The 26,007-nt window shown below is 71.1% G+C and carries 22 protein-coding genes; 17 read left to right on the top strand and 5 right to left on the bottom strand.

The genetic code is table 11. The features are described 5' to 3' along the window. Positions 1 to 197: 197 nt before the first annotated feature. Positions 198 to 1,262, bottom strand: a complete 1,065-nt coding sequence (locus ACFVWU_RS36975; RefSeq protein WP_387629168.1) for a PP2C family protein-serine/threonine phosphatase — start codon at positions 1,260 to 1,262, stop codon at positions 198 to 200. Positions 1,263 to 1,617: 355 nt separating this feature from the next. On the opposite strand from ACFVWU_RS36975, the gene ACFVWU_RS36970 reads away from it, so the two are divergent. From ACFVWU_RS36970 to ACFVWU_RS36955, 4 genes are all read left to right on the top strand, one after another. Then, complete coding sequence (locus ACFVWU_RS36970; protein WP_387629165.1) at positions 1,618 to 2,130, top strand: FdtA/QdtA family cupin domain-containing protein; 513 nt, start codon at positions 1,618 to 1,620, stop codon at positions 2,128 to 2,130. Next, positions 2,127 to 3,329 (top strand): DegT/DnrJ/EryC1/StrS family aminotransferase, encoded by a 1,203-nt coding sequence (locus ACFVWU_RS36965; RefSeq protein ID WP_387629164.1) that lies wholly within the window; start codon positions 2,127 to 2,129, stop codon positions 3,327 to 3,329. Before ACFVWU_RS36970 ends, ACFVWU_RS36965 begins: the two co-directional genes overlap by 4 nt. After that, positions 3,322 to 3,861, top strand: a complete 540-nt coding sequence (locus ACFVWU_RS36960; RefSeq protein WP_387629161.1) for a GNAT family N-acetyltransferase — start codon at positions 3,322 to 3,324, stop codon at positions 3,859 to 3,861. Before ACFVWU_RS36965 ends, ACFVWU_RS36960 begins: the two co-directional genes overlap by 8 nt. Positions 3,862 to 4,153: 292 nt before the next feature. Next, the gene (locus tag ACFVWU_RS36955; protein WP_387629160.1) at positions 4,154 to 4,300 is read left to right on the top strand and encodes a hypothetical protein; all 147 of its coding nucleotides are present in this window, start codon (positions 4,154 to 4,156) and stop codon (positions 4,298 to 4,300) included. A 39-nt stretch (positions 4,301 to 4,339) separates the two neighbouring features. Here ACFVWU_RS36955 and ACFVWU_RS36950 read toward each other — a convergent pair whose 3' ends face one another. Continuing rightward, on the bottom strand, positions 4,340 to 4,936 hold the full coding sequence (locus ACFVWU_RS36950; RefSeq protein ID WP_387629158.1) for an HD domain-containing protein: 597 nt from the start codon (positions 4,934 to 4,936) through the stop codon (positions 4,340 to 4,342). Positions 4,937 to 5,006: 70 nt separating this feature from the next. Then, entirely contained in the window at positions 5,007 to 5,951 is a 945-nt protein-coding gene (locus ACFVWU_RS36945; protein WP_387629156.1) for a LuxR C-terminal-related transcriptional regulator, read from the bottom strand. Between the two features lie 275 nt (positions 5,952 to 6,226). On the opposite strand from ACFVWU_RS36945, the gene ACFVWU_RS36940 reads away from it, so the two are divergent. From ACFVWU_RS36940 to ACFVWU_RS36890, 11 genes are all read left to right on the top strand, one after another. Then, positions 6,227 to 6,814, top strand: coding sequence for a cysteine hydrolase family protein (locus ACFVWU_RS36940; RefSeq protein ID WP_387629153.1), 588 nt, complete (start codon positions 6,227 to 6,229; stop codon positions 6,812 to 6,814). Positions 6,815 to 6,852: 38 nt separating this feature from the next. Next, a complete protein-coding gene (gene hypE, locus ACFVWU_RS36935) occupies positions 6,853 to 7,878 on the top strand; it encodes a hydrogenase expression/formation protein HypE (protein ID WP_387629150.1) in 1,026 nt (341 codons plus the stop codon). Then, positions 7,878 to 10,241: a carbamoyltransferase HypF gene (hypF, locus tag ACFVWU_RS36930; protein WP_387629149.1), complete on the top strand. Its 2,364-nt coding sequence runs from the start codon at positions 7,878 to 7,880 to the stop codon at positions 10,239 to 10,241. The genes hypE and hypF overlap by 1 nt, the downstream gene beginning before the upstream one ends. Positions 10,242 to 10,290: 49 nt before the next feature. Next, entirely contained in the window at positions 10,291 to 11,505 is a 1,215-nt protein-coding gene (locus ACFVWU_RS36925; RefSeq protein ID WP_387629147.1) for an acetyl-CoA carboxylase biotin carboxylase subunit family protein, read from the top strand. A gap of 31 nt (positions 11,506 to 11,536) precedes the next feature. After that, positions 11,537 to 14,164, top strand: coding sequence for an ATP-grasp domain-containing protein (locus ACFVWU_RS36920; RefSeq protein WP_387629144.1), 2,628 nt, complete (start codon positions 11,537 to 11,539; stop codon positions 14,162 to 14,164). Continuing rightward, entirely contained in the window at positions 14,161 to 15,435 is a 1,275-nt protein-coding gene (locus tag ACFVWU_RS36915) for an MFS transporter (RefSeq protein WP_387629142.1), read from the top strand. The genes ACFVWU_RS36920 and ACFVWU_RS36915 overlap by 4 nt, the downstream gene beginning before the upstream one ends. Before the next feature lie 81 nt (positions 15,436 to 15,516). Next, positions 15,517 to 17,028, top strand: a complete 1,512-nt coding sequence (locus ACFVWU_RS36910; protein WP_387629140.1) for a pyridoxal phosphate-dependent decarboxylase family protein — start codon at positions 15,517 to 15,519, stop codon at positions 17,026 to 17,028. A 93-nt stretch (positions 17,029 to 17,121) separates the two neighbouring features. Next, complete coding sequence (locus ACFVWU_RS36905; protein ID WP_387629138.1) at positions 17,122 to 18,345, top strand: fatty acid desaturase; 1,224 nt, start codon at positions 17,122 to 17,124, stop codon at positions 18,343 to 18,345. Between the two features lie 26 nt (positions 18,346 to 18,371). Further along, positions 18,372 to 18,815 carry a cobalamin-dependent protein gene (locus ACFVWU_RS36900; protein ID WP_387629137.1) on the top strand — a complete coding sequence of 148 codons (444 nt, stop codon included), beginning with the start codon at positions 18,372 to 18,374 and terminating at the stop codon, positions 18,813 to 18,815. Further along, the gene (locus tag ACFVWU_RS36895; RefSeq protein ID WP_387629135.1) at positions 18,808 to 20,265 is read left to right on the top strand and encodes a methylaspartate mutase; all 1,458 of its coding nucleotides are present in this window, start codon (positions 18,808 to 18,810) and stop codon (positions 20,263 to 20,265) included. The genes ACFVWU_RS36900 and ACFVWU_RS36895 overlap by 8 nt, the downstream gene beginning before the upstream one ends. Further along, positions 20,262 to 21,662 (top strand): aspartate aminotransferase family protein, encoded by a 1,401-nt coding sequence (locus ACFVWU_RS36890; RefSeq protein ID WP_387629132.1) that lies wholly within the window; start codon positions 20,262 to 20,264, stop codon positions 21,660 to 21,662. Before ACFVWU_RS36895 ends, ACFVWU_RS36890 begins: the two co-directional genes overlap by 4 nt. Positions 21,663 to 22,105: 443 nt before the next feature. On the opposite strand, the gene ACFVWU_RS36885 is transcribed toward ACFVWU_RS36890, so the two are convergent. Further along, positions 22,106 to 23,326 (bottom strand): DUF4365 domain-containing protein, encoded by a 1,221-nt coding sequence (locus tag ACFVWU_RS36885; RefSeq protein WP_387629129.1) that lies wholly within the window; start codon positions 23,324 to 23,326, stop codon positions 22,106 to 22,108. 614 nt (positions 23,327 to 23,940) lie between these two features. Between ACFVWU_RS36885 and ACFVWU_RS36880 the strand changes: the two genes are divergently transcribed. Continuing rightward, the gene (locus tag ACFVWU_RS36880; RefSeq protein WP_387629128.1) at positions 23,941 to 24,402 is read left to right on the top strand and encodes an SRPBCC family protein; all 462 of its coding nucleotides are present in this window, start codon (positions 23,941 to 23,943) and stop codon (positions 24,400 to 24,402) included. Between the two features lie 447 nt (positions 24,403 to 24,849). On the opposite strand, the gene ACFVWU_RS36875 is transcribed toward ACFVWU_RS36880, so the two are convergent. Then, positions 24,850 to 25,362 carry a helix-turn-helix domain-containing protein gene (locus ACFVWU_RS36875; RefSeq protein ID WP_387629126.1) on the bottom strand — a complete coding sequence of 171 codons (513 nt, stop codon included), beginning with the start codon at positions 25,360 to 25,362 and terminating at the stop codon, positions 24,850 to 24,852. 282 nt (positions 25,363 to 25,644) lie between these two features. Between ACFVWU_RS36875 and ACFVWU_RS36870 the strand changes: the two genes are divergently transcribed. Beyond that, on the top strand, positions 25,645 to 25,980 hold the full coding sequence (locus ACFVWU_RS36870; protein WP_387629123.1) for a hypothetical protein: 336 nt from the start codon (positions 25,645 to 25,647) through the stop codon (positions 25,978 to 25,980). Positions 25,981 to 26,007: the final 27 nt, after the last annotated feature.

Raw genomic sequence — 26,007 nt, 5'->3', positions numbered from 1 at the left:
GGGGCCTGTTCCTGGTGGCCCAACTGGCCGAACGGTGGGGGACCAGGTACACGGCCCGCGGCAAGATCATCTGGTCGGAGCAACCACTGACCGCACCGGAGTACCAGTTCGAGGCGATGCTGCTGTGAGGCCTGCCTGGTGGAGGCGGTCCCGAGCGCTGGTGCCGTCGCCGAGCCGGGTGAGGGTCCTGCCCCTGATCAGGCGACGCGGGGAGGGCGGTGGTGCCGGGTGACCACCAGGATGGCCATGTCGTCGCCGCGTTCGTCCTCGGTCCAGCGGCCGACGTCTTCGGTGAGGGCGTCCACCACCGCATCGGGGTCACCGAACAGCCTGCGCATGCGCTCCGAGGCGAGCGGATCGTAGAAGGCCCCCCGCTTGTCCCGCGCCTCGGTGACGCCGTCGGTCACCAGCAGCAGCGAGGCTCCCGGGGGCAGCCGCACGACATCGGCGGGCACGGAGCCGGCATGAGTGAGATCGTTCAGCCCCAGGCCGAGGGGCAGCTGTGGGACGGCCGGGTCGAGCCGTGCGAGCTGTCCGTCGTGAATCAGGTACGGGGGCGGATGCCCGTGGTTCACCAGGCTCACCACCGCGCCGTCGGCGGAGAACTCGGCCAGCACGGCGGTGATGAAGCCCTCCATGGAGGGCACCGGGCCGCTCCGGGCGGTATGCCTGGTCACCGCCTCGTCCATCCTTCGTCCCAAGGTGACCAGGCTGGGAGCGTACTCGGCCTCCTGCCGGAAGGCTCCGATCGCGATCGACACGGCGGCCACAGCCGCAAGGCCCTTGCCCCGCACATCGCCGATGATCACCCGCACCCCGAACGGTGTCTCCTGCACCGCGAAGAAATCACCGCCGATCCGCGCCTCGGCCTGCGCCGCCGTATAGCCCGCGGCGACGGTCAGCGGCCCGACGTCCCTCGGTGGCTCCGGGAGCACCGCCCGCTGGACCCGCTCCGCGACCTCCCTGGCCAGTGCCAGATCGCGCCCTTGCCGCACGATCAGCCGATTGACCGCGAGAGCCAGCACGCCGATCACGCCGACCACGGCGAGATCGACGATCAGCGGTGTCGCCGGACGCCCGCGATCGACGTCCACCAACACCGAGGCCACGCACGTGACACACACGACGGCGAGCGCGGCGCGGAAGGAGAGCGTGGCACCCGCGATGAGCGGTGCGGCTGCCAGCAGCGGGAGCCCCGTGTACGGCTGGGGCGCGAAACGATCCAGTAGGACGCCGACCACGAGGACCAGCGCCGCGAGCATCCACGGGGCCTTCGCCAGAGTGGGTCGCAGGACTCTCACGGTGCACCTCCCGTCCCGGCCGATCAGGGCCCGGAGCACGGGCCCCGGCCAAGCCTGTCACATCAGGCACTTACCCGATCTTTCGGACACGCTCGTGGCCGCCCGCAGGGCTCGCGCCCCGGCCGGCCGATGTCGGCCGAGGGCGGAGGTGTCATCGAGGGTGCCCGTCACAATGATCTGATTGATCATCAAACTCGGTGTTTGTCCGGGTTGTTGTGTAGCCTCACCGCATGTCCACCGGACGTGCGGTGAGGCCGCGCGAACTGCCATGTGCCTTGAGTGGAATCGGGGCGCCGGTGCACCATTCCGGCTGGTCATGCTCACGGACGAGGGCCTCGAGTACCTTCCTCGCCCCGAGAGGAGCAGCGCCGTCGCCGAGAACACCGCCGAATCCGCCTGGGCCCCACGCGTGGGGAGGATCAAACCGTGCCGGCTGATCAGGCTGGAGCAACACGTCGATCCACGCGGCACCCTCTCCGTGGTCGAGTCCGGCGTGACCACGGACTTCGCCATCCAGCGCGTCTACTACATGTACGGGCAGCCGGACTCGTCGCCGCCCCGTGGTGAGCACGGGCACCGCACCCTGGAGCAGGTGGTGATCGCCGCGCACGGCGGCTTCTCGGTCAGCCTGGACGACGGCTTCCGCCGCACGGCGTACCGGCTGGACGAGCCGGGTGTGGGGCTCTACATCGGGCCGATGGTGTGGCGCGTGCTCCAGGACTTCGCCCCCGAGTCCGTCGCCCTCGTCCTCGCCTCGCGACACTACGAGGAGTCGGACTACTACCGCGACTACGACACCTTCCTGCGCGACGCCCGGAGCCTGCCGTGAACGTGCCCTTCCTCGACCTGAGCGCGGCCTACCGGGAGCTGCGGGCCGACCTCGACGCGGCCGTGCGCCGGGTCGCCGCCTCCGGCCGCTACCTGCTCGGCGCCGAACTGGAGGCGTTCGAGGCGGAGTTCGCGGAGTACTGCGGCAACGGGCACTGCGCCGGGGTCGGCAGCGGCAGTGCCGCGCTGGAGCTGGCGCTGCGCGCGCTGGGCATCGGACCCGGCGACGAGGTGGTGGTGCCCGCGCACACCTACATCGCCACCTGGCTGGCCGTGTCCGCCGTCGGGGCCAGGCCGGTGCCCGTCGATCCGACGCCGGACGGGCTGTCCCTGGACCCGGCCCTCGTCGAGGCTGCGCTCACCCCCCGGACCAGGGCCGTGCTGCCCGTGCACCTGTACGGGCATCCGGCCGATCTGGATCCGCTGCTGGCGATCGCCGAACGGCACGACCTGGCCGTCGTCGAGGACGCCGCGCAGGCGCACGGCGCCCGCTACCGGGGCCGCCGGATCGGATCGGGCCACGTGGTCGCGTTCAGCTTCTACCCCGGCAAGAACCTGGGCGCCATGGGCGACGCCGGAGCGGTCGTCACCCGGGACGCCGCCCTGGCCGACCGCGTCCGGCTGCTGCGCAACTACGGCTCCCGGGAGAAGTACCGGCACGAGGTGCGGGCCACCAACTCGCGGCTCGACGAGCTCCAGGCCGCCGTGCTGCGCGCCAAGCTGCCGCACCTGGACGCCTGGAACGCCCGGCGGGCCCGCACCGCCGAGTGCTACACCCGCGCCCTGGGCCGCCTTCCGCAGCTCGCCGTCCCCGCCACCGCCCCCTGGGCCGATCCGGTGTGGCACCTGTACGTGATCCGCTGCGCGGAACGTGACGAGCTGCGCCGTCGGCTGGAGCGGGCCGGGGTGAAGACCCTGATGCACTACCCCGTACCACCGCACCGGTCCCCGGCCTACGCCGACGACCCGGCCGGCGCGCCGCCCGGCACCCACCCGCGCAGCGAACACCTGGCGGAGACGGGCCTCAGCCTCCCCCTCGGGCCCCACCTCGGCGACGACGAGGCCGGCGTCGTGGTGGAGGCGGTCACCACCGCGGCCGCGGGGCTGCGACCGTACGACCGTCGTTCCCCGTCGGGGACGCCACGGACGGGAAAGCACGGGACGGAAGCCTCCGTGAAGGGATCACGGTTGCATGGATGACCGCCGCTCCGCCGTGCCGCCGGAGGTCGTCCGGCTGCCCCGGTACACCCGTGCCGACCAGGACGAGATCTTCGGCCCCGGCGACGACCCCTACAGTGTCGGCAACCTCGGACTGACCTTCCGGCCCAAGGAGATCCACCTCGGCATCCGGGCCGCCGACGAGCGGCTCGTCGCCCACATCGGCCTGGTGCCGATCCCGCTCGGCGTCGGTGACACGGAGCTCGTGGTCGTCGGCATGGGCGGCCTCGCCGTCGCTCCCGGCAGGCGTGACGGCAGCCTCGCGCGCGCCCTGCTCGAAGCCGCGTTCGACCATGCGCGCACGCTCGGCTCCGCGCATGCGCTGGCGTTCTGCCGTCCGAGGCTCGTCCCCTACTACGAGCGGCGGGGATTCCACGAACTGGCCGCGGAGGTGACGGTGCAACAGCCCGGAGGGCGGCTCGTGGTGATGCCGCTGCGCACGATCTGGGCGCCGCTGCACGACGGTGCCGAGTGGCCCGCGGGCGCGGTGCGGCTGCACTCGCTGCCGATCTAGGCCGACAGGGGCCATCGTCCGCCCTGGTGGGCAGCGGCGGAGAGCGTGAGTGCCTGAAGTGGCGGCTTGTGGCCTGCTGTCCGATTTGCAGGCATTTGATCACGCTTCTGGTTCCCGCAGTGCGTGATCGCGACGAGCGGTATGCATTCACCCGGTGGGCCCGCTGGGGCAGGCTTTCGGTGTCGGCAGGGGCAGCAGGAACTCCGCGCGGGGGAACCCGGCGTCACGGGAGGGCTGCGCTTCCGCCCTGCCGGCCGAGATCGACTGATCCACAGAGCGGAAAGACGGAAAAATGTTCAAGACCGAGGCTCGTTTCGTCAAGTTCGTCGTCGCCGTTTCCCTTGCCGTCGGCGCCTTCCTGGCGCTCGGCGGGACGGCCGCCCCGGACACCGTCAACACCGCTGCTCCGGTCGCGCTCGCGGACTCCGCCTGGGGCTGATCGTCCGGGCACCGGCCGTGAGCCGGGCCGGTGCGGCCCTCAGGCGTCCAACGGGTTCGCGGCGATCCTGGCGGCGATGCCGTTGCGCATCGCCGCCGCCGCCGAGCTGTCCGGCTTGCGCTGCGCCTGCTCACGGAAGCACGACACGAACTCGTCGCCGAGGCCGAGGCGGGGGTGGCGTGCCAGCACCTCGCCCCGGAAGGCGGCGGTGAAGTCGTCCACGTTCCGGCCCGAGATGTCCAGGCTGGTGGAGCGTTCGAGCAGGTGGCCCTCGGGGTCGTCGGCCACGTCGACCTGATCCCACATGTGTCGGACGATCACCTCGGCCAGCCGCGTGCGGCGCGCCGCCGGCCAGCCGGCGCCGGCCGCGAACACCCACGCCACGTGTCCGCCGGCTTCGTCGAATGCCACGGTGTGGCTGTCGAACTCACGTACCAGGCCGATGTCGTGGAACATCGCCGCCACGTACAGCAACTCCGCGTCGAACGCGATGCCCTGGGACGTGCCGTAGGCCGCCGCCCACAGGTAGGCCCGCACGGAATGGTTCAGCAGTGCGGGGGAGCAGTAGGCGGAGGCCACTTCCCGGGCGGTGGCGCACGCGGCGGTGTCGGGGATCACGAGATCGTCGAGTTTCACGTCAGCGATTATCCGGGCCGCCGGACCGTCGGACGGTCGAGGCCGTGGCCTCCGTGACGCCCGCCGGTCGTCAGCCGGATTCGGCCGCGTCGAGCATGCCGGAGCGGGCCACCAGGTAGCCGAGCTCCGCCCTGCTGCGACTGCCCAGGGCGTCCGAGATCTTCTTGATGTGCGAGGAGACCGTGCGGGAGCTGATGCCGAGCCGGGCCGCGATGGCCTCGTCGGTGTGCCCGCGCACCATCAGGCGCAGCACCGCCGTCTGGCTCTCCTGGGCGAGTCGCCGCGGGCGTAGCTGGTCCGGACCGTAGGTGATCGTCTGCGCCCGCCCCCACATGTGGTCGAAGACCTTCACCAGGAAGTTGACGATCCCCGGGTGCTGGATGGCCAGCGCCGTGGTCCGGCGGTCCTGGAGTCCGGGGACGAAGGCGACCGATCGGTCGCAGATGATGATCCGCTCGAAGACCTCGTCGAGGGTGCGGATCTCGGCTCCCGCCGCGATCACCTGCTCGATGTACGCGAGCGTGGGCCCGTGCGTGCGGACGGTGTGCTGGTACAGCGTGCGCTGCCGCACCCCGCGCCGGTTCAGCGCGATGTCGCGGGAGAGCGCGTCCGCCAGCAGTTCCGGTGCCCGGCCGCCGCCGGGTTGGGCGGTGAGCAACTCCTCCTTGCACGATCGCACGGCCTCGCCGAGGGCGACGCTGATCACGCCTTCCCCGAGCAGCAGCCGGATCGGTGCCGCGGTCCGGGCGTGGAAGTCCTGGTACATGCCGTCCACTTGGGAGACCGCGGCCCGCAGCGCCGTCAGGGTGTGCTGCTGTTCCATGATGGCGCGGTCGATCGGCCGGGCGAGATCGGCGGCGGCGATGTCCGGCGGGATCGGTACCAGAGTCCGGGCGTCGTCCGGGAGGGGGCGCAGCAGGCCCAGGGTGAGCAGGCACTCGGGGACGTTGCCCGAGACGTTCCCTGTCGTCAACGCCTGCTGGTAGCGCTCCATGCCGGCGCCGCATACCTGCACTTGTCCTATTTGGTCACCCGTATCCGGTTCTGTGCACATATGGCTGTCCTTCATGATCTCGCGTTTCGTGATCATGATGCCACGGCAGGGCTTCTGCGAGGGGGTGGGAGCGGCACACTTGTTCCTGTCGCCGAATCGGGCCCTGCCATTCAGGGCGGTTATCCCGATATCGAATTGATGAGGCGCCAGAGTTCTTCTGCGCGCACAGGATGACGGACCGCCGTGCGGCCGATCGCCGGCGAGTCGAATCGTGTACCAACACCCAAGGAGCCGACATGGGCAAAATCGCCGTACTCACCAATGACCTCCAGTACGACCTGGTTGAGAAGAACGAGGCCCGGGTCGCGGCCGTCGAGGCCGCGACGCCGATCTTCGTGAACTTCCTCGAGGAGATGCGCGGTCGTGGGCACCACGTCTTCCACCTCCAGCTGATCATCCCTTCCGACGACCCCAACGAGGAGCGCGACGAGTTCGGCCGGCTCCCCGTCCAGGAGGGCACGGAAGGCGCGGCCATCGTCAAGGAGTTCCTCGCGCCCGGCGACGTCGTGATGGTCAAGAGCAAGGACAGCGGGTTCTACGAGACGGACCTGCACGACCAGCTCCAGGCCCTCGGCGTGGACACCGTCCTGATCTCCGGCATGCAGACCCAGATCTGCGTGCAGACCACCGCCGCCGACGCCTTCTTCCGGGGCTACAAGGTCTGGGTGCCCTCCGACTGCGTCGTCTCGGCACAGCCGGAGGACAAGGCGCGTGCGCTCGAGTGGCTGGAGGGCTACTGCGCGACGGTCGCCGACTCCGGCGAGATCCTGCGCATTCTGGACGCCGAGGGCGAGCTGCCCCGAAAGACCGTCAAGATTCCGTAATCCCTTCTCACTTCAGCAGAAAACAAGGGCGGCAACAGATGACCACGACCCCAACCATCTCCGGTGAGATCCAGCTCGACCACGGCAGCGGTGCCGAGCTCAGCCATGAGCTGATCTCCCTCATCGTGGAGACCCTCGGCGACGTCTACATCGGCGAGATGGAAGACAGCGCCATGCTTCCGACCGGTGGCGCGCAAATGGCCATGACCACCGATTCGTTCGTCGTCGATCCGCCGTTCTTCGGGAACGGCGACATCGGCAAGATCGCGGTCTGCGGCACCGTGAACGACCTCGCCGTGGTGGGGGCCAAGCCCACGTACCTGACCCTGGGCATGATCCTGGAGACCGGGCTGCCCCTCGAGAAGCTGGTCCAGGTACTCACCTCGATCCGGGAGACGGCCCGGGAGGCGGGCGTCCAGATCGTCTGCGGTGACACCAAGGTGGTGCGCAAGGGCGAGGCGGACCAGATCTACCTGAACACCGCGGGCGTCGGCTTCTTCGAGCGCACCCCGCTGCGGATGCGCGACGTGCGCCCCGGTGACAAGGTCATCCTCAGTGGACCGATCGGCAACCACACCGTCCACCTGCTGTCCATCCGGGAGGGGCTCGGCTTCGAGACCCGGGTCCTCAGTGACTGCGCCCCGCTGAACGGCATGCTGGACGAGCTGTTCACGGCGGTCGGCGACGGCGGGGTCCACTCGGTCCGGGACGTCACCCGAGGCGGTCTGTCCGCGGTGCTGCACGAGTACGCGGCCTCGGCGGGCCGGACCATCCGCATCGACGAGACCGCGCTGCCCGTCCAGGCGGAGACGGCGATGGCGATGGACATGCTCGGCACGAACGCGATCCACGCCGCGAACGAGGGCTGCGTCTGCCTGTTCGTGGACCCGTCCGCCGAGGAGCAGGTGCTCGCCGCGCTGCACGCGCACGGCTACGGCGCCCACGCCGTGACCATCGGCGAGGTGACCGAGGAGACCGAGGCGTCGGTCGTCATGCGGGACGCCGACGGCCGGCTGTCGGTGCTGGAGGAGCTGCGCGGCGCCGAACTCCCGCGGCTGTGCTGATGATCGCCGACCTGGAGCCCGCGCGGCCGGGGCGGTGGCGGATCCGGGTCAACGGGGTGGTCCAGGGCGTCGGCTTCCGGCCGTTCGTCTACAAGGCCGCCCTCGACCAGGGCCTGAGCGGATGGGTGCTCAACGATCCCGAGGGCGTGCTGATCGAGATCCAGGGCGAGACCTCCCGGCTGCAGCGCTTCACCGAGGTGCTCGGCACGGAGATGCCTCCGCTGGCCCGCATCCACGAGCTGACGGTGGAGGAGGTCCCGCTGCTGGACGGCGAGCAGGTGGGATTCGTCATCAGGAGCAGTGTGCACTCGGGTCGCAGGGCCACGGTGGTGCCGGCCGACTCGCACGTCTGCACCGACTGCCTCGCCGAGCTGCGTGATCCGGCGGACCGGCGCTACCGCTACCCGTTCATCAACTGCACCAACTGCGGGCCGCGGTACTCGATCATCCAGGCGTTGCCCTACGACCGTGCTCAGACCACCATGGCGGCCTTCACCATGTGTGCGTCGTGCGCGGGTGAGTACGTCGACCCGATGGACCGTCGTTACCACGCCCAGCCCAACGCCTGCGCCGACTGCGGTCCCCAACTGCTGCTGGCGACGCCCGAGGGCGAGCTCAGCCGGGGCGAGCGCGCGCTCGGCCGGGCGGCCTCGGCGCTGGCCGAGGGTCTGATCGTGGCGGTCAAGAGCGTCGGCGGCTTCCACCTCGCGGTCGACGCGCGCAACGCGGAGGCGGTGCACCGGCTGCGGCAGCGCAAGCGGCGGGACTCCAAGCCGTTCGCCGTGCTGGCCCGTGATCTCGACACGGTGGCGTCCTTCGCCGAATTCAGCGAGGCGGAGGCCGAGTTGCTCCGGTCGCCGGCCCGGCCGATCGTCCTGCTGCGCAAGCGGGACGGCGGTCTGCCGGAGGCCGTCGCACCCCGCAACCCGAACCTCGGGGTCATGCTCCCCTCCGCGCCGCACCACCAACTGCTGGTGGACGAGCCGGGGCTGGACGCCCTGGTGATGACCAGTGGCAACATCTCGGGCTACCCGATCGTCTACCGCAACGAGGAGGCCCTGGCGCAGCTCTTCGAGATCGCGGACGTCATTCTCTACAACGACCGGGACATCGACACCAGGGTCGACGACTCGCTGGTCAGGTACTCCTCCCACCCGGAGCTGGACGAGCCGGTGGTGAGCTTCCTGCGGCGCGCCCGCGGGTACGCCCCCTACCCGGTGGAGGTCGGTTACGAGCTCGCCCCGATCGTGGCCTACGGCGCCGAACTGAAGACCACGGTGGCCCTGACGGAGGGCTCGAAGGTCTACGTCAGCCAGCACATCGGGGACCTGAAGAACGACGAGACCTACCAGTCGCACCGCCGTACCGCTCAGCATCTCGCGCGGCTGTACGGGCTGGCGCCGCGGTACGCGGTGTGCGACATGCACCCGCAGTTCCGGGCCACCCGCGCGGTGCTGAAGGAGGAGGGCGCCGGTGTCGAGGAGGTGCTGCTGGCGCAGCACCACCACGCGCACATGGCCTCGTGCATGGCGGAGAACCGGATCGACGGTACGGCCGTCGGTGTGGTCTTCGACGGCGCCGGCTACGGCGAGGACGGCACGATCTGGGGCGGGGAGTTCCTCCTCGGAGACCTCGCCCGGGCCGAGCGGGTCGCGCACCTGCGCCCGTTGATGCTGCTGGGCGGTGACCGGGCGGTCAAGGAGCCGGTCCGTACCGGCTTCGCCCTGGCCCTGGACGCGTTCGGCGACACCGACCAGGCGTGCGAGGCGTTCCCCGGCCTGCGCCGGCTCGACGAGCAGCAACGGCACGTGTTCGCCACGATGGCGCGGCGCGGCATCAACTCGCCGTCGGCCTCCAGCATGGGAAGGCTCTTCGACGCGGTCGCGGCCCTGCTGGACGTGTGCACGCGGGCCGAGTACGAGGCGCAGGGCCCGGTCGAGCTGGAGGGACTGCTCGGGCGGGACCTGACGATGGCCGCGCCGGACCAGCGCTACCGGTTCGACCGGTCCCGCCCCTACGGCCCGGTCGAGTTCGACCCCCGGCCGATGGTCCGGGCCGTCGCGGCGGACCTGGCCGCGGGCGTGGACATCGCCGTGATCAGCCGGCGCTTCCACTCCACGGTCGTGGAGCTGGTGGTGGAGCAGTGCCGGGAGATCCGCACCCGCTCGGGAGTGCGGACCGTGGTGCTCTCCGGCGGCGCGTTCCTGAACGAGTTCCTGCTGGTGAACAGCCTCGTCGAGCTGCGCCGAGCGGGCTTCGACGCGCACTGCCACCGCCAGGTGCCCACGAACGACGGCGGGATCGCGCTCGGCCAGGTCGTCATCGCGAACGCGCGGCTCGCCGCGCGGCAAGGGAAGGGGTGAACCAGTGGGCCTCGGGGCCATCGGCGGTGCGGTGACGGACCGTCCGCACGTGCTCGTCATTCATCGCTGGCGCGACCGGTACGCCGACTACGCCGGCTACCTCGACCACGCCACCCACCACGTCAGCTACCTGACCACGTCGCTGGGGCGCGAGTCCGTCCCCGCCGAGGCCGCGGCGGTCGTGGTGGTGGACGCCACCGACGATCTCGCGGCGGTGCGCGGGGCGGCCGAGGCCCTGGTGGCGCGGTTCGGCCGCCCGGCGGCCCTGGTCGCCCTGAACGAGGGCGATCTGGACACCGCGGCCGTTCTGCGGGCCGAACTCGGCTGCCCGGGCCGCGGCCCGGCGGAGCAGGACCGCTTCCGGGACAAGCTGGCCATGGTGTCGGCGGCGGCCCGGGCCGGAGTCGCGGTTCCGGCCTTCGCCGACGCCCCGGGGCCGGAGGCGGTGCGGGAGTTCGGCGACCGGCACGGCTGGCCGATCGTGCTCAAGCCGCGGCGCGGCACCGCCAGCCGGGGCGTACGGATCCTCGGATCCGCGGCGGAACTGGACGAGGCGACCGCGGCCCTGGCCGACGAGCCCCATCTGGTGCAGTCCTATCTGCCCGACCCGATCGTGCACATCGACGGGTTGTGGGACGGGACGGCGCTGGGGCCGTGGCGGGCGTCCAGGTACCTGAACAGCTGCCGGGCGTTCAACGACGGTGCCTACCTGGGCTCCGTCGAGCTGGACGATCCCGAACTGCTGGCCCACCTGGGGGAGTTCACCGCTCGGGCGGTCGCCGCACTCGACCCGGGGCCCTGGGTGTTCCACCTGGAGGCGTTCGTGGCCGACAGCGGTGCGGGCACGCCGCGGATCACCTTCCTGGAGGCCGGGGCACGGGTCGGCGGAGCGGAGATCCCGTTCCTCTGGCGGGAGGTCCACGGCATCGACCTGATGGCGCTGGCCTTCGACCTCCAGCTCGGCCGACCGCCGGCGGCAGTGGACCCGTCCTTCACCGAGTCCGCGGGCTGGCTGCTGGCCCCGCTCCCGGTCGAGGCGCCGTGCCAGGTGGTGGAGGTGAGCCCGGCCCCGGACGGTCCGTACGCGCAGGTCGTCCCGGCCGAGGGAGCCGTGATCCCGAAGACCGGTGGCTACGAGCACGTCGGTGCCCGGTTCAGGTTCCGCGGGGCGTCGAGCCGCGAGGTCGAGGCGGCGCTCGAGCGGACGGCCGCGGACTTCCGACTCCGCTGCCGCCCGCTGCCCGCACCAGTCCCGTCGCACTGAAATCAGAATCCAAGGAAAGAGGTGATCCCCCGTGGACGCTAAGAACGACCTCCTCATCGTCGTCGGCAGCCGGCTCCGGACCTACCGCGAGTACGCCCTGGCCTCGCTGGCCCGGGCCTACGAGATCGCGCTGGTGACCTCCCAGCCCGTCACCTGGGAGCAGCCCTACGTCAGCCGGACCCGCCAAGCGGACACGACGGACACCGACAGCCTCCTGGAAGCGGTCGAGGCGATCCGTGCCGAGGCCGGTCCCGGCCGCCGGATCGGCATCTACACCTGGGACGAGCTCTCGCTGCTCGCCACCGCGTCCGTGGCCGAGAAGCTGGGCCTGCGCCACCTGTCGGCGCAGGCGGCCGCGGCCTGCCGCGACAAGTACACCACCCGTTCGCTGCTGGACGGGGCCGGGCTGCCGACCGTGCGCCACCGGCTGGTCCGCTCGGCCGACGAGGCGCTCGCGGCGGCGGCCGAGATCGGCTACCCCGTGGTCCTCAAGCCCCGCTCGCTGGCCGGCAGCCTCGGCGTGCGCATGGTCGAGGACGCCGAGGCGCTGAGCGCCGCGTACCCGGAGGCCGTGGGGACGGCCCTGGCCGGTGTGCCGGAGGCCGACGGCGTGCTGGTCGAGGAGTTCCTCGTCGGGCCCGAGATCAGCATCGACAGCTGTGTCGTCGACGGCGCCGCCGAGCCGGTCTTCGTCGCCCGCAAGCGACTCGGCTTCGAGCCCGGCTTCGAGGAGATCGGCCACCTGGTCGGCCCCTGGCGCCACGAGCCGTGGGCGGACGAGACCGTGGAACTGCTCCGCGCGGCGCACCGGGCCCTGGGCATCGACCACGGTGTCACCCACACCGAGGTGCGGCTGACCGCCGGCGGTCCGCGGATCGTCGAGGTCAACGGACGTCTCGGCGGGGACCTGATCCCGCACCTGGGCACCCTCGCCACCGGCATCGAGCTCCCGCTGGCCGCCGCCGAGTCGGCCTTCGGGCGGCAGCCGGACCTGACCCCGACGCGGGAGCGTTGCGCCGAGGTCCGGTTCCTGTACCCGGCCCATGACGGAACCGTCGAGTCGGTCGACCTGGGAGGGGCCGAGGACGTCCCCGGCCTCGCCGAGGCCGTCGTCCTGGCCGAGCCGGGTACCGAGCTGGCGCTGCCGCCCAAGGCGCTCACCCCGCGGACCGCCGCCCTGATCGCGGTCGGTGACGGGCCCGAGGCCTGCACCGCCGTGCTGGACGCGGCCGAGGCCGAGGTGGTCACCACCATGCGGGAGGGCTCGGCGGCCGGTCTCGGCGCCCGGCTGGAGAACCCGGTGACCAGGCGGTTCCTGGCCGCCGAGCGCGGGCTCGACGCGATGTCCGTGGCCGGCGTCCGGGGCGACGACTGGTTCAGCTACGGTGCCGGCGGCGGTGCGATGCTCAGCCGCCCGGTGCTCCTGTCGGCGGCCGACCGGATCCGGCTGCAGGACGATCTGAACGGACTGTTCGGCCTGCTGACCTCGCTGCCCGACCGCCTCTTCGGCGGCGACCGCCGGGCCTTCGCCCAGGCCGTGGGGATGACCGGCACCCAGATCGACCTGGTGCTGCGCGGCTCCGGCGAGCGGCCCGCGCCCATGGCCCGCGCCGACATCTACCGGGAGGTCGGCGGCTTCAAGGTGATGGAGCTCAACACCGGCAGCTCGCTGGGCGGCTGGCAGATGGCCGAGTTCGGCCGGGCGATGATGCAGGACCGCGCGTACCGCGACTTCGCCGAACGCGAGGGACTCGTCCACCCGGACCCGCTCGCCGAGATCGACGGGGTCCTGCGCGCCCAGTGCGCGGGCCGCGAGCTGCCCGCCCGCCCGGTGCTCGCCATCACCGAGTGGCCGGACGGCTTCGAGAAGACCAAGCCGTGGCTCGACTTCGTGCTGCCCGGATGGATGCGGCTGGGCTACGACACGGTGGTCTGCCACCTCGGCGAGTTCGAGTACCGCGACGGGGTGCCGTACGTGCACGGCAAGAAGGTGGACATCGTCTACCGGATCTTCCTGCCCGGTGAGATAGCCGACGAGCAGCGCAGCTTCGACCTGGTCGACCCGCTGATCAAGGCGGTCGAGCGCGGCGACACCGTGCTGTTCGCCGGGCTCGACTGCGAGCTGTACGGCAACAAGGGCAGCCTCGCGATGCTCAGCGACGAGCGGAACCGGGACGCCTTCACCCCGGCCGAGCTGGCGCTGATCGACCGGATCCTGCCGTGGACCCGCTTCGTGCGGGACGAGCGGGTCCGGTACGGCGACACCGAGGTCGACCTGGTCGCCCACGTGCTGGCGAACAAGGACCGGCTCGCCCTCAAGCCGACCCTGCTCTACGGCGGTGTCGGCGTGGTGTGCGGCTGGACGGTCAGCGACCAGGAGTGGGCCGAGCACGTGCGTGCCGCCGTCGGCGGCCCGTTCGTGGTGCAGGAGCGGGTGTTCCCGGCGGCCGAGCGGTTCGTCGACGAGACCGGCACCGGCCTCGAGGACCTGGTGGTCGCCTACGGCGTGCTGCTGATCGGCTCGAAGTACGCCGGGATGCTCGCGCGTGGCGTGGCCAACCCCCAGGTGGGGATCGTCAACATGCCGAACGGCGCCCGGATCGGATGCGCCTTCCACGTCGCGGACAGCGAGCCCGGCACCGGGAAGGCGGGGGCGTGACCTCGGCGCGGCTCGGCGGGCTCTGGCAGGACCGCGAGTTCCTGAAACTGTGGTCCGGTGAGACGGTCTCACAGATCGGCGCCCAGGTCGGCCAGTTGGCCCTACCGCTCGCGGCGGTGTACCAACTGGACGTCAGCGCGAGCGAACTGGGCGTGCTGAACGCGGCCTCGTACGCACCGTTCCTGTGCATCAGCCTGTTCGTCGGGGTCTGGGTCGACCGCCGCCGCCGGCTGCCCCTGATGCTCTGGAGCAACGTCGGCCGCGCGGTACTGCTCGGCAGTGTCCCGCTCTGCGCGGCGTTCGGTCTGCTCCGGCTGGACTACCTGTACCTGACGGCGTTCCTGATCGGCACCCTGACCGTGCTGTTCGACGTCTCCTACCAGTCGTACCTGCCCTCGCTGATCGACCGGGAGCACCTGCTGGAGGGCAACAGCAAACTCCAGGCGACCAGTTCGGTCGCCCAGATCGGCGGCCCGGCCCTGGCCGGGCTGCTGGTCGGGTGGCTCACCGCCCCGGTCACCCTGCTGGTGAACGCCGGTTCCTACCTGGTGTCGGTCGCCGGTCTGCTGGCGATCCGGCGGCGGGAGCCCGAACCCTCCCCGGCTGCCACCCAGACCTCCGTGCTGCGCAGCATCGCCGAGGGCATGCGGATGGTGCTCGGCAACGCCATGCTGCGCGCCTGCGCCCTGGAGTCCGGTACGTACAACATGTGCTGGCTGGCCCTGCAGACGGTGTTCGTCCGGTACGCCGCCAAGACCCTGGGGCTCGACCCCGGCGCGATCGGCCTGATCTTCTCCGGTGCGGCGGTCGGCTCGCTGCTGGGAGCCGTGGGCGCCGGCCGGCTGAAGCAGCGGCTGGGGCTGGGCCCGGCGATCATCGTCGAGCTGGTGCTCTGCTGCACCGCGCCGCTGCTGATCCCGCTGGCCCCCGTCGGCGGCACCGCGGCGGTGGCCGCGGCCACCCTCGCCCTGGCCCTGTGCGGGCTGGGGTCCACGATGGCCACCATCCACATCGTCAGCCTCCGGCAGGCGATCACCCCGCCCGAGCTGCTCGGCCGGGTGAACGCCGGCTGCCGCTTCCTGGCCTGGGGGCCGCTGCCGCTGGGCGGCGTGATCGGCGGCTACCTCAGCGATGTGCTCGGCCCCCGGCAGACCCTGCTGGTCACGGCGGTCGGCTTCCTGTTCGCCCTGCTCTGGGTGGTGTTCTCGCCGGTGCCGCGGTTGCGGGACTTCCCGACCGCCCCGGTGCCCACGCCGGTCGCCGCCCAGTAGCCCTGAATCCTCCTTCCCCGTGCGACCCCGCCGTCGGCCCCGATCCGCCGGCGGGTCCCCGTCCCCTTCTGGAGATCCGTCATGACTTCGACCACGACCGGCTCGCTCTACGATCCGGCCGGCACCGCCGCCGGTCTGGAGAACGTCCGCAGCCTGGTGAACCTCGCCCTGGACGTCCTGCAGGAGGTCGCGGCCGACCGCGGCGGCCCGGTGGCGCCCGGTGGCGCGCACGGGGCGCGCGAGGCCGCCGCGAAGGCTCTGGTCGAGCCCCTGCTGCCGGAGCACGGCAGCGCGCCGACCGCGGTGCTGGACGACCTGGTGCGCTCGTACGCGCAGTGGTCGGTGGACCTCACCCACCCGGCGGCGCTGGCCCGCATGCAGCCGCCGCCCACCGCGTCGGGCGTGGCGGCCGAGCTGGTCGCCGCCACCCTCAACCAGTCCCTGCACGCCTGGGAGAGCGGCCCGTTCGCACTGGACCTGGACCGCTGGGTGATCTCCCAGCTGGCCGGGCTCGTCGGCTACGGCGTCGGCGCCGGCGGCACGCTCACCGCGGGCGGTAGCGTGTCGAACCTGATGGCCCTGGTGGCGGCCCGGGACGAGACGCTGGCCGTCAAGCTCGGCCGGTCGGTCTTCCAGGAGGGCCTGCCGGCCCTGGGGGTCCAGCCGGTCGTGGTGTGCCCCGAGGGCATCCACTTCTCCATCGGCCGCGCGGCCCGCGTCCTGGGGATCGGCGAGGACCACGTCGTGACGGTCCCGACCGACGCCCAGGGCCGGATGATCCCGGCCGAGGCCGACCGCATCCTGACCGAACTCCCCGCGGACCGGGTGGCCGTCGCCCTGGTGGCCTGCGCCGGCTCCACCGACCTCGGCATCGTCGACCCGCTGCCGGAGCTGGCCGAGATCGCCCGCCGGCACGGCGTCTGGCTGCACGCCGACGCCGCGTACGGCGCGGGGGCGCTCTTCTCCGACGAACTGCGCGGGATGCTCGACGGACTGGCGGAGGCCGACTCGGTCACCCTGGACCTGCACAAGTTCGGCTGGTCACCCGCCTCCTCCGCCGCGCTGCTGGTCCGGCGCGAGGAGACCCTGCTCCCGTTCGGTCTCTCGCCGACCACCTGCCTGAGCGCCGACGACGACACCTGCGCCGGCTACATCGGTTCGCAGAACACCTCGCTGCAGACCACGCGTCGGGTCGATGCCCTGAAGATCGCGGTGACCATGCGCACCCTGGGCAAGGAGCGTCTGGGCGCCATGGTCGACACCTGCCACGGGCTCGCCCGCCACGCCGCCGCGCGGATCGCCGCCGAACCCCGGCTGGAACTGTTCGTCGACCCGCCGCTCACCGCGGTGCTCTTCCGCTACCTGCCCGCGGACGGCCTCGACGTCGACGCCTTCAACGGGAAGCTGCGCCGCCGGCTGCTGGAGGACGGCCGGGCGCTCCTGGCCCGGACCCACGTCGAGGTGGACGGCCGCAGCCGGGTGTTCCTCAAGCTGATGCTGCTCAACCCCGACACCACCCCCGCCCAACTCGACGCCATCCTCGACGAGTTGCTGGCCGTCGCCGCGGCGCTGGAAGTCGAGCTCGGCGACTGAGCCGCGGAGCCCGGGCCGGCGGAGCCGGGCCGCGGTGTCGGCCGCCGGTGGGCCGACGTCCATGATCCACAGATTCCAGAGGAGATCTCAGCCGTGACAGCGCTGCTCGACCACCAGGGGCCGTCGGCAAGCCCTCGGCGCCCCGAGCCGGGAGACCGGGTGCGGGAGTCGATGACCCGGCTCCCGCGGGCCCTGGCCCTACCGCTCACCCTGCTGACCGGTCGGCCGCACCTCGGACAGCGGCCGGTGCGGTTCACCGCGACCCGGCATCTGGTCAACGCGTTCTGGTCGATCGGCTGCGGGCTCGTGGCGAGCGCCACCGCGCTCGCGACGGGCGGCTGGTGGCTCTTCCTGCTGCTGCCGGGCTGGGCGATGACCCTGCACGGTATGCGCAACCTGCGGATGATGGTCTACCACCAGTGCGCTCACCGGAACATGTGGCGCAGGCCGAGGCTCGATGCCGCGCTCGGGACCGCCCTGGCCGGGCTGCTGGTCGTCCAGGACTTCAAGCGCTACAGCGAGGAGCACGTCGGAGACCACCACGCGCTCCATCACATGACCCTGCGCGATCCGACCGTCCAGGCCTTCCTGGTGAGCCTCGAACTGGCTCCGGGCATGAGCCGGGGCCAGATGTGGCGCAGGGTGCTCGCCAAGATCGCCTCCCCGCGGTTCCACCTGCGCTTCCTGGCCGCCCGCGTGCGCTCGTACCTGCACGCGGCGACTCCGCTCGCCCGGCTCTGCTGGGTGGCCACCACGGCGGTGGTGGCCGCCCTCGCCACCTGGCTGCACCTGTGGACCTTCGTCCTGACGGCGTGGGTCCTGCCGTTGACCTTCTTCTACCAGATCAGCAACACCCTGCGGCTGTGCGTCAAGCACACCTTCCCGGCCCCCGAGCAGCGGGTCCGCAAGGGCCGGGAGTACTTCGGGAGCCTCACCAACGCGATCTTCCTCGGTGAGCCGGCACCGGATGCCGCCCTGCCGCCCGGCCGCCGGCTGCTCGCCTGGACCCGCTGGTGGCTGCGCATGCTGCTGGTGCACTTCCCCGCGCGCTACCTGGTGCTGACCGGTGACACGGTCTGCCACGACTTCCACCACCGGCATCCGATGAGCAAGGACTGGGCGGACTACATCTTCGCCCGCGAGGCCGACCGCGTCTCGGGTGCCGGAGGCTGGCCCGACTACCGGCACGTCTGGGGCCTCGTCCCGGCCATCGACGCCGTGTTCGATTCGCTGCGGGCGGCCGACCCCACCGAGTACAGCCTCTCCCGGCTGGCCGACATCAACCATCGCGAGCTGTTCGCGGCATTCGACGACTGACCGGACGACACAAGAAAGGGCTGCCTGTGAACACCCCGAGCGGGCCTGGCGAGCGGATGGTGATCCTCGGCGTCGCCGAGAGCGACGCGCACGCCGTGGCCAACCATCTGATCGGCATGCAGCTGCGCGGCCATGGATTCACCGTGCTGAACCTGGGAGTGTGCACGCCACTGGAGGAGTTCGCCGACGCCCTCGACGCCCACCCACAGGCCGAGGCGGTGTTGATCGGCAGCCTCAACGGCCACGCCCACCAGGACCTGCAGGGTCTCCCCGAGCTGAGGGCGGCCGGCCGGCTGCGCTGCCCGGTCATCGTCGGCGGCAACCTCTCGGTCGGCAGCCACAAGACCGAGGCCGACCTGGAGCGGCTGCGCGAGCTGGGCGTCGACCACTTGCTCTCCGACGCCGACGAGTTGGTGCTGCTGCTGGACCGGCTGCGCGCGGCCCGTGGTGCGGAGCTGTGTCATGGCTGACCTGCACGGCCTCGAACTGACCCCGCAGGTCGCCGCGGCGCTGCCGGACTGGTCGCAGATCCTGGCCCACCTCAAGGAGCCGGGCCGCCCGCACGCCGTCGACGTGCTGCGCGCCGCCCGGGCGTCAGGCCGGCCGGCGGTGCAGCCGCGCTGCGGGGTCGGCGGCCAGCAGCAGATGCTGGGCCTGCTGCGGGAGCTCGAACCGGCCCGCCCCGACATCCTGTCGGTCACCATCGACTCGCACACCAGGCTCAAGAAGTTCGCCACCGCCGAGGCCCTGCTGGGCGGCAACCCCGCCGACCTCAACGGGTACCCGCTGGTGGCGCACGGCTGGCAGCGTGGCCGCGAGCTGGTGGAGTCGGTGTCCGTCCCGCTGGAGGTCCGGCACGGCTCCCCGGACGGCCGGGACCTCTTCGCGGTCACCATCGCCTCGGGGATCAGCTCCTTCGAGGGCGGCGGGATCGGCTACAACCTGCCCTACTCCAAGGACGTGCCGCTGTCCCGTTCCCTGCGGGACTGGCAGCAGGTGGACGCCCTGTGCGGGCGGCTGGCGCAGGACGGAGTGGTGGTGGACCGTGAGCTGTTCGGCACCCTGACCGCCGTCCTGATGCCCCCGTCGATCAGCCTCGCCGTGCTGCTCCTGGAGGCGGCGGCCGCGGCCCGGGAGGGCGTCAAGTGCATCTCACCGGCGTACCCGCAGGGTGGCGAGGTGCACCAGGACATCGCGGCGCTGAGGGCCATCCGGTCGCTGGCCCGCCGGTACCTGCCCGCGGACGTCGAGGTGTACCCGGTGCTGCACGGGTTCATGGGCGCCTTCCCCAGGACGCCGGAGTTCGCGAACGCGCTCATCCTGCACGGTGGTCTGGTGGCCCGGCTCGGCGGAGCGGCCAAGGTGATCAACAAGACCGCCCAGGAGGCGTACGGCATCCCCGACGCCGCCGCGAACGCCAGCGGCATCAGCCTCACCCGGCTCGGCGCCTCCGACCTGTTCGACTTCGTCACGGTCGACGAGGCCAGGGTGGCGGAGGAGCAGTACTGGGTCGAACGCGAGGTCGCGGAGATCATCGAGCCGGTCCTCGGCGCCGCCGACCTCCTCGACGGCATCGAAGCGGCGTTCCGCGCCGGGCGGCTCGACATCCCGTTCAGCGCGAGCATCCACGCCCACTCCCGGGTCGTGCCGGGCCGGGACCGGACCGGTGCCATCCGCTACGCCGACTGCGGCGCGCTGCCGCTCTCCGCGGCCTCCCGGCGGTTCCACGCGGAGCGCCTGCGCGCCCCCGAGGGCACGCCGCCCCGGTCCCTGATCGACGCGGTGACCTCGGACATCTACTACTTCCTCGCCAAAGAGGACCTGCTCCTCACCTCCGCTTCCTCCTCCGCTTCGCCCGTCTCTTCCTCCTCCTCTTTCTCCTCCTCCGACACCTCCGACACCGAAACGAGGCCCCGATGACCACCGCCGCGCTGCCCGTCCACCAGCCGACCCAGGGCGCTCCCGACCCGCAGCGCGGTGAGCGGATCCGCGCGACCGACCGGGCCCACCTGTTCCACAACTGGGCCGCTCAGGGCGGCGTGAACCCGATTCCGGTGGCGGGCGCCTCGGGCCGCCACTTCTGGGACTACGACGGCAAGCGCTACCTCGACTTCTCCTCGCAGTTCATCAACATGAACATCGGTCACGGTCACCCGAAGGTGGTGGCCGCGATCAAGGAGCAGGCCGACCGGATGTGCATGATCGCCTCGACGTTCGCCAACGAGCAGCGCGGCGAAGCCGCCAGGCTCATCGCCGAGTTGGCCCCCGGGGACCTCAACCACGTCTTCTTCACCAACGGCGGGGCCGACGCCAACGAGCACGCCATCCGGATGGCCCGGATGCACACCGGCCGTCCCAAGGTGCTGTCCACCTACCGCTCGTACCACGGAGGGACCGCCGCCGCGATCTCGCTGACCGGGGACCCGCGCCGCTGGGCGAACGAGAACTCCGGCAGCGCCGCGGGCAACACCGTCCACTTCTTCGGCCCGTACCTCTACCGCTCCCACTTCCACGCCACCACCGAGGCCGAGGAGTGCGCCCGCGCGCTGGCCCACCTGGAGCAGGTGATCGCCTTCGAGGGGCCCTCCACCATCGCCGCCGTCCTGCTGGAGAGCATCGTCGGCACGGCCGGCATCCTGGTGCCCCCGGCCGGCTATCTGGCGGGCGTCCGCGAACTCTGCGACCGCTACGGGATCGTCTTCATCGCCGACGAGGTCATGTCGGGCTTCGGCCGGGCCGGAGAGTGGTTCGCGATCGACCACTGGGGCGTCACCCCGGACCTGATCACCTTCGCGAAGGGCGTCAACTCCGGGTACGTCCCGTTGGGTGGTGTGGTCGTCTCGGACGAGATCTACGAGACCTTCCGTGACGTGGTCTACCCCGGCGGTCTGACCTACTCCGGCCACCCGCTGGCCTGCGCCGCCGCCGTCGCGGCGATCACCGCGATGCGCGAGGAGCGCATCATCGAGAACGCCGCCCGGGTGGGAGCCGAGGTGATCGGCCCCGGCCTGCGGGAGCTGGCGTCCCGGCACCCGTCCGTCGGCGAGGTGCGGGGCATGGGCGTCTTCTGGGCGGTGGAGCTGGTCCGCAACCGCGAAACCAGGGAGATGCTGGTCCCGTACGCCGCGACCGGCACCCAGAGCCGCCCCGTGGACGAGGTGGTGGCCTTCTGCAAGGAGAACGGCCTCTGGCCCGTCTACAACTACAACCGCATCCACGTCGTCCCGCCCTGCACCATCACCGACGAGGAGGCCCGCGAGGGCCTCGCCATCCTCGACCAGGCCCTCTCGATCGCCGACAAGTACACCGACGGCTGAGGCGCCGCCCCAGCCGCAGGACCACGGGCCCGCCTGCTACCGCGGAGATCCGCCGTAGCAGGCGGGCCCGGTGCGTCGTCGGTCCCGGAGCGCCGGCTCCCCGGGTCGAACCGCAACCGGAACCGCGACCACGAGACGACGAAGGCCCGGACCGCCGTGAAGCGGTCCGGGCCTTCGATCAAGGCGGAGGATACGAGGTTCGAACTCGTGAGGGGTTGCCCCCAACACGCTTTCCCATTCTCTCGAACGTTGTACGTCGCAGTCCGCAGCTGCTCTGACCAGCGCCGGAGAGGCTTTGGAGGACGCCTCTGAACCCTGCCGTACGGGCATGAACGAGACGAGGTAGGGCGCCGACCGCAGTACGGTCGGGGCCCTCGTTCTCCCCGATGGGCCGGGGCCGGAGACTCACGTGAGGCCGGATTCGGCAGTCTTCGACGGACGCATCATCCGGGCTCGGGGATGCGCCAGACGATCCGAACCTGCTCGTCCAGGGGGAGCGAGGGGCCGCCGATGTAGATGCGATGGATCAAGTAGAGCACCGCCAGCCGGAACGCTTCCGGCCCGAGGTCGTCCATGGTCGAGCGGCTCAGCTTCGTCACCTGCCGGACGGTGCGCGGATCGGCTTCGAGGGGCCCGAGTTCAGCAACGAATTCCGGTTCGAGCTCGCCGACTTCGCGCATGGCTGAGATCGACCGCTGGAGAAGATCCGGCTCGACCTCGAACCGGGTGACAATGCGGTCGATGACGTACTGGTGTAGAACGTCTGCTGCGATGTTGCCGTGCTCCACGGGTTCCTCGCCCGTGCAGCTTGGGCACCCTTCGCACTCGTCAGAGCCGAAGACGGCCTCCGATTCCTCGTCTGCCTGCCTAGTGGACATGAAGCAGGAGGCCACCCACATGAGCTCCGTCCGGCTCAACTCCAAGTCTTCTGCTGACGACAAGTCGTGGTCGTTCCAGAGGCGGGCTGCGGCCTCGTCGTCTGCCACGAAGTCCGGAGGCGGCATCTCGGAGCGCATCAGGGACGCCAGGCTGACGAGATACGGCTCCCAGTCGAGTGCGCTGTGCAGCAGGGTGGCGAGCTCGGCTCCTGGGTGTCGCCAGAAGATGAGGTCTTCGTCGTAACCGTTGACGAAGTGCAGGACGTGGTCCGACGGGTCGAATTCGACCCCGGACATCTCTCCCAGGTGGGTGAGGACGGCCTGCCTGCCTCGGTACCGTCCGACGTAGCGACGGGCCTGTGCGACGAACGACTTCATCGTCGTATCGGCCAGCACCGCGTTGGGGCTGACACCGATCACCTTCGGGCGGTTGAACGGGCCGGATCGGCGGAGTTGCTGTGTTGCGTTCGCCCAGAAGAGCCGCTTGCTGTCCGGGTCGTACACCACGCAGTAGACAGGGATGTTCCCGTCTGCCCAGGTGTCGCCGTGGTGGCTGACGGGCACCGCGTAGCCGTTGGCCCGGCGCCACTTGTCCCCACCCTTGACCTGGACCCTGATGACGTCGCTCGTCACGTGTTCGTCCTCGACGAACGTGACGTAGAGGTCCTCGCCGAAGTCGTTCTGCCCGGATATCTCTTGGACGATGTGGTCATGTTCCTCAAGGAGGGTGCGTACCGCGTTCACGGCCGCCTGGGCAACACGCCGGCCCTTGGGGATCTTCGGCATGTCGCCCTCTCCGGAGGTTCCTCATCCGCCCCGCGAGAGTTCCGAGACGGTGCCTTCCCAGTGATTCTGCCCTGCGCTTCTGACACGGGGGCCGGCGCACGGACGGAGCGGACGTGACACGAGCGATGGCTGGAGTGGAGAACGACGAAGGCCCGGGCCGCTGAGCGGTCCGGGCCTTCGTGAAGGCGGAGGATACGAGATTCGAACTCGTGAGGGGTCGCCCCCAACACGCTTTCCAATTCTCCCCTGCGCAGTCCGCTCGCGTTCACATCAGTCCTGACCTGCGGCGGAGCAAGGAAGCAGTCGCCGTGCGAACCCGGGCGAACGGAGCTGAACGAGACCGGAATCGAGACCACCGGTCTCTCCTGGGCCGCGCCCTCTGAGCTGGCCAGGAGGTCCTGCTCTTCCGTCACAAGATCCTGGAAGTTCGGGAGTCCCGGGCGTGCCGCGCTTTGCTGGAACCTGTCACCGACGTTCCGCCGAGTCGCCTGATCCGCCCCATGCCGAGGAGCTTCCCGCATAGCCTGGCGGAGCCAACAGGATGGTGCGACCATCCACCGATCGTTCCCGGTCCACGACGACGGCCGGACCCGGACCGGCCAGGGGAGTTGGACGTGCCCAGCACCGTACTGAGTCACAGCTACGACATCGCGGCGACGCCCGCCGCGGTGCTTGCCCATCTGGCGGACCCCGAGAACTACATCGGGCTCTCCCCGCTGCTCGTGGACGTGCGGGACGTGCGGCGCGAGGGCGGGGTCACGCACTACGTGGCCGTCGAGCGCTTCCGGTTCCTCGGACTGGTCCGGCACGACAACGTCATCCAGGTCAGCCTGCGCACCGAGGACGCCCGGCTGCCGGATGAGGCGACGGTCAGCGGCGAGGTGGTCAGTCCTGGTGGTGTGCGGATGGACTACCGCTTCGCCGTCACCGCCCGAGGCGACGGCGGCTCTCTGGTGATCGATCGACTGCGGCTGCACGCGCCGTTCGGCCTGCTCCACTACGCGGCTGGGAAGGCCGGAGCAGTGCAGGCCGAGCGCGGCCACGTGCTGGCCCGGCGGCTGGGCGGGGGCAACTGAGGCGGGCGGGCCTACGGACGTCGCCGAGCGGGTGGGTGGTCTCATCTGACAGGTGGCCAAGAGCGTCGAGGAGGACGGCCCGACGGCGGACTAAAGGGCGTCCGGGCCTCGCCTGGCAGCGCTTCCGCCGGTGGTACGACCTCGCCCCGGGCCCGCTCCGCGTCCGCTGCCGGGCCACCGACTCGGCCGGGCGGGTCCAGCCGCTCACCGGCGACCGGAACGCCGTCCACGAGATACGGATCACCGCCGAGGTCAGCACGGAACCGGCTGGGCGGTGATCGCCGGGCCGACTGTGGTGAGCATCAGGTCGAGGAACTGGTCGGGGTGCCGGAAGCCCGCGAAGTGGCTCGCGTCGCGGATCAGGGCGCTCATGGGCCCCCACCAGCTCGGCTGGCTCGATGCCGTCCTCGCGGTCCCGCGCTGTCGTGACGTCGTGCGGGGATGCCCTCAGAAGTGGAGCAGGGTGTGGCGGCGGTCGTCGCGGGAGAGCCGGTCGGCCAGGGCGGCGAGCGGCAGTTCGGGCTGGACGGCCAGGACGGCGCCGAGCAGCCGTACGGCGCTGGGCTGTCCCGAGCACGCGGCCAGCAGGGTCGCGGTGATCCGCGGCTCCCACCGGGCGGGATCGGCCAGGCTGAGTCGGCGGAGGGTCGACACGACCTCGGAGTCGGTCAGCAGCCCTTTCTCCTCGTCGGGGAGGAGGAAGCCGTCCTGGTCCCCGGGATCGCACCGGGCGGGTGTGGTCGCCGCGTGCAGGAAGCCGGAGGCGTGGTCCCCGTCGAGGCCGAGGCCCTTGATCAGCTCTCGCAGGGTGTTGCCGCGGGGCCGACTGCAGCCCCGTTCCAGGTTGCTGATCGCACGGGCCGTGATTCCGGATCGTTTCCCGAGTTCCTCCTGACTGAGGCCGTGGAGGACGCGGGTACGGCGCAACAGCGCGCCGAAGCTTTCGACCTGCTCTGACACGAATCCCCCCGTGGTCGGTGGCGAGGCAGGTTTGGCTCGGGCGGTGCAGTTCGAGCAGTGCAGTCTAAACAGTAACGGGGCGGCAAAGATCGTGTGATGCACATCACATGTCGCAGTGGTCGGAGTGCGACGCTCCGGTCCGCTGGGCCTCCGGGAATTCTTCCGGCTATCTTCCGTGGAATTTCGCGTCCAAATTCCTGTTCCCACTCCGATCGTTTCTGCAGAATTGCTGCCGCGAACGGCCGTTCGGCTGATCGCAGGTCAAGGATCCAGGGAGGGTAAATGCGCAAGATCGCGACCACCGTCGCCGCGGGTCTGCTGAGCCTGGGCGCACTCGGGGCCGGCAGCGGGGTGGCCGAGGCCGGGCAGTGGGGCGGCTACGACACCCGTGACGGCGGTGTGGCTCTGCGCAACTGTGCGTGGGCGAGCTGCAACCTGTACGGCCGCGGCTACAGCGACCAGCACGCGTACATCTACTGCTACGTCATCGGCCAGAGCATCAACGGCGACGCCGGCTGGGCGGACCACGACCACTACCTCGCGGACTGGTCGTACTACGGCCGCTACTACAGCGCGGACAACTACATGACGTGGGGCGGCAGCATCTACAAGTGCTGAACCGAAGCGGTGCGCACGGAGCGGAAT

The organism is Kitasatospora sp. NPDC058190 (genome assembly GCF_042883685.1).
Lineage (GTDB): Bacteria > Actinomycetota > Actinomycetes > Streptomycetales > Streptomycetaceae > Kitasatospora.
Note: the sequence above shows the minus strand (reverse complement) of the source record. Positions and strands in the feature narration are given on the sequence as shown.

What these genes read in the sequence shown, in the direction of transcription:
- ACFVWU_RS36870 (WP_387629123.1), top strand. Translation starts at nt 25,645, where the DNA reads ATGCGCAAGATCGCGACCACCGTCGCCGCGGGTCTGCTGAGCCTGGGC.
- hypE (WP_387629150.1), top strand. Translation starts at nt 6,853, where the DNA reads ATGACCACGACCCCAACCATCTCCGGTGAGATCCAGCTCGACCACGGC.
- ACFVWU_RS36970 (WP_387629165.1), top strand. Translation starts at nt 1,618, where the DNA reads ATGCTCACGGACGAGGGCCTCGAGTACCTTCCTCGCCCCGAGAGGAGC.
- ACFVWU_RS36895 (WP_387629135.1), top strand. Translation starts at nt 18,808, where the DNA reads ATGGCTGACCTGCACGGCCTCGAACTGACCCCGCAGGTCGCCGCGGCG.
- ACFVWU_RS36975 (WP_387629168.1), bottom strand. Translation starts at nt 1,262, where the DNA reads ATGCTCGCGGCGCTGGTCCTCGTGGTCGGCGTCCTACTGGATCGTTTC.
- hypF (WP_387629149.1), top strand. Translation starts at nt 7,878, where the DNA reads ATGATCGCCGACCTGGAGCCCGCGCGGCCGGGGCGGTGGCGGATCCGG.
- ACFVWU_RS36955 (WP_387629160.1), top strand. Translation starts at nt 4,154, where the DNA reads ATGTTCAAGACCGAGGCTCGTTTCGTCAAGTTCGTCGTCGCCGTTTCC.
- ACFVWU_RS36885 (WP_387629129.1), bottom strand. Translation starts at nt 23,326, where the DNA reads ATGCCGAAGATCCCCAAGGGCCGGCGTGTTGCCCAGGCGGCCGTGAAC.
- ACFVWU_RS36940 (WP_387629153.1), top strand. Translation starts at nt 6,227, where the DNA reads ATGGGCAAAATCGCCGTACTCACCAATGACCTCCAGTACGACCTGGTT.
- ACFVWU_RS36910 (WP_387629140.1), top strand. Translation starts at nt 15,517, where the DNA reads ATGACTTCGACCACGACCGGCTCGCTCTACGATCCGGCCGGCACCGCC.
- ACFVWU_RS36960 (WP_387629161.1), top strand. Translation starts at nt 3,322, where the DNA reads ATGGATGACCGCCGCTCCGCCGTGCCGCCGGAGGTCGTCCGGCTGCCC.
- ACFVWU_RS36890 (WP_387629132.1), top strand. Translation starts at nt 20,262, where the DNA reads ATGACCACCGCCGCGCTGCCCGTCCACCAGCCGACCCAGGGCGCTCCC.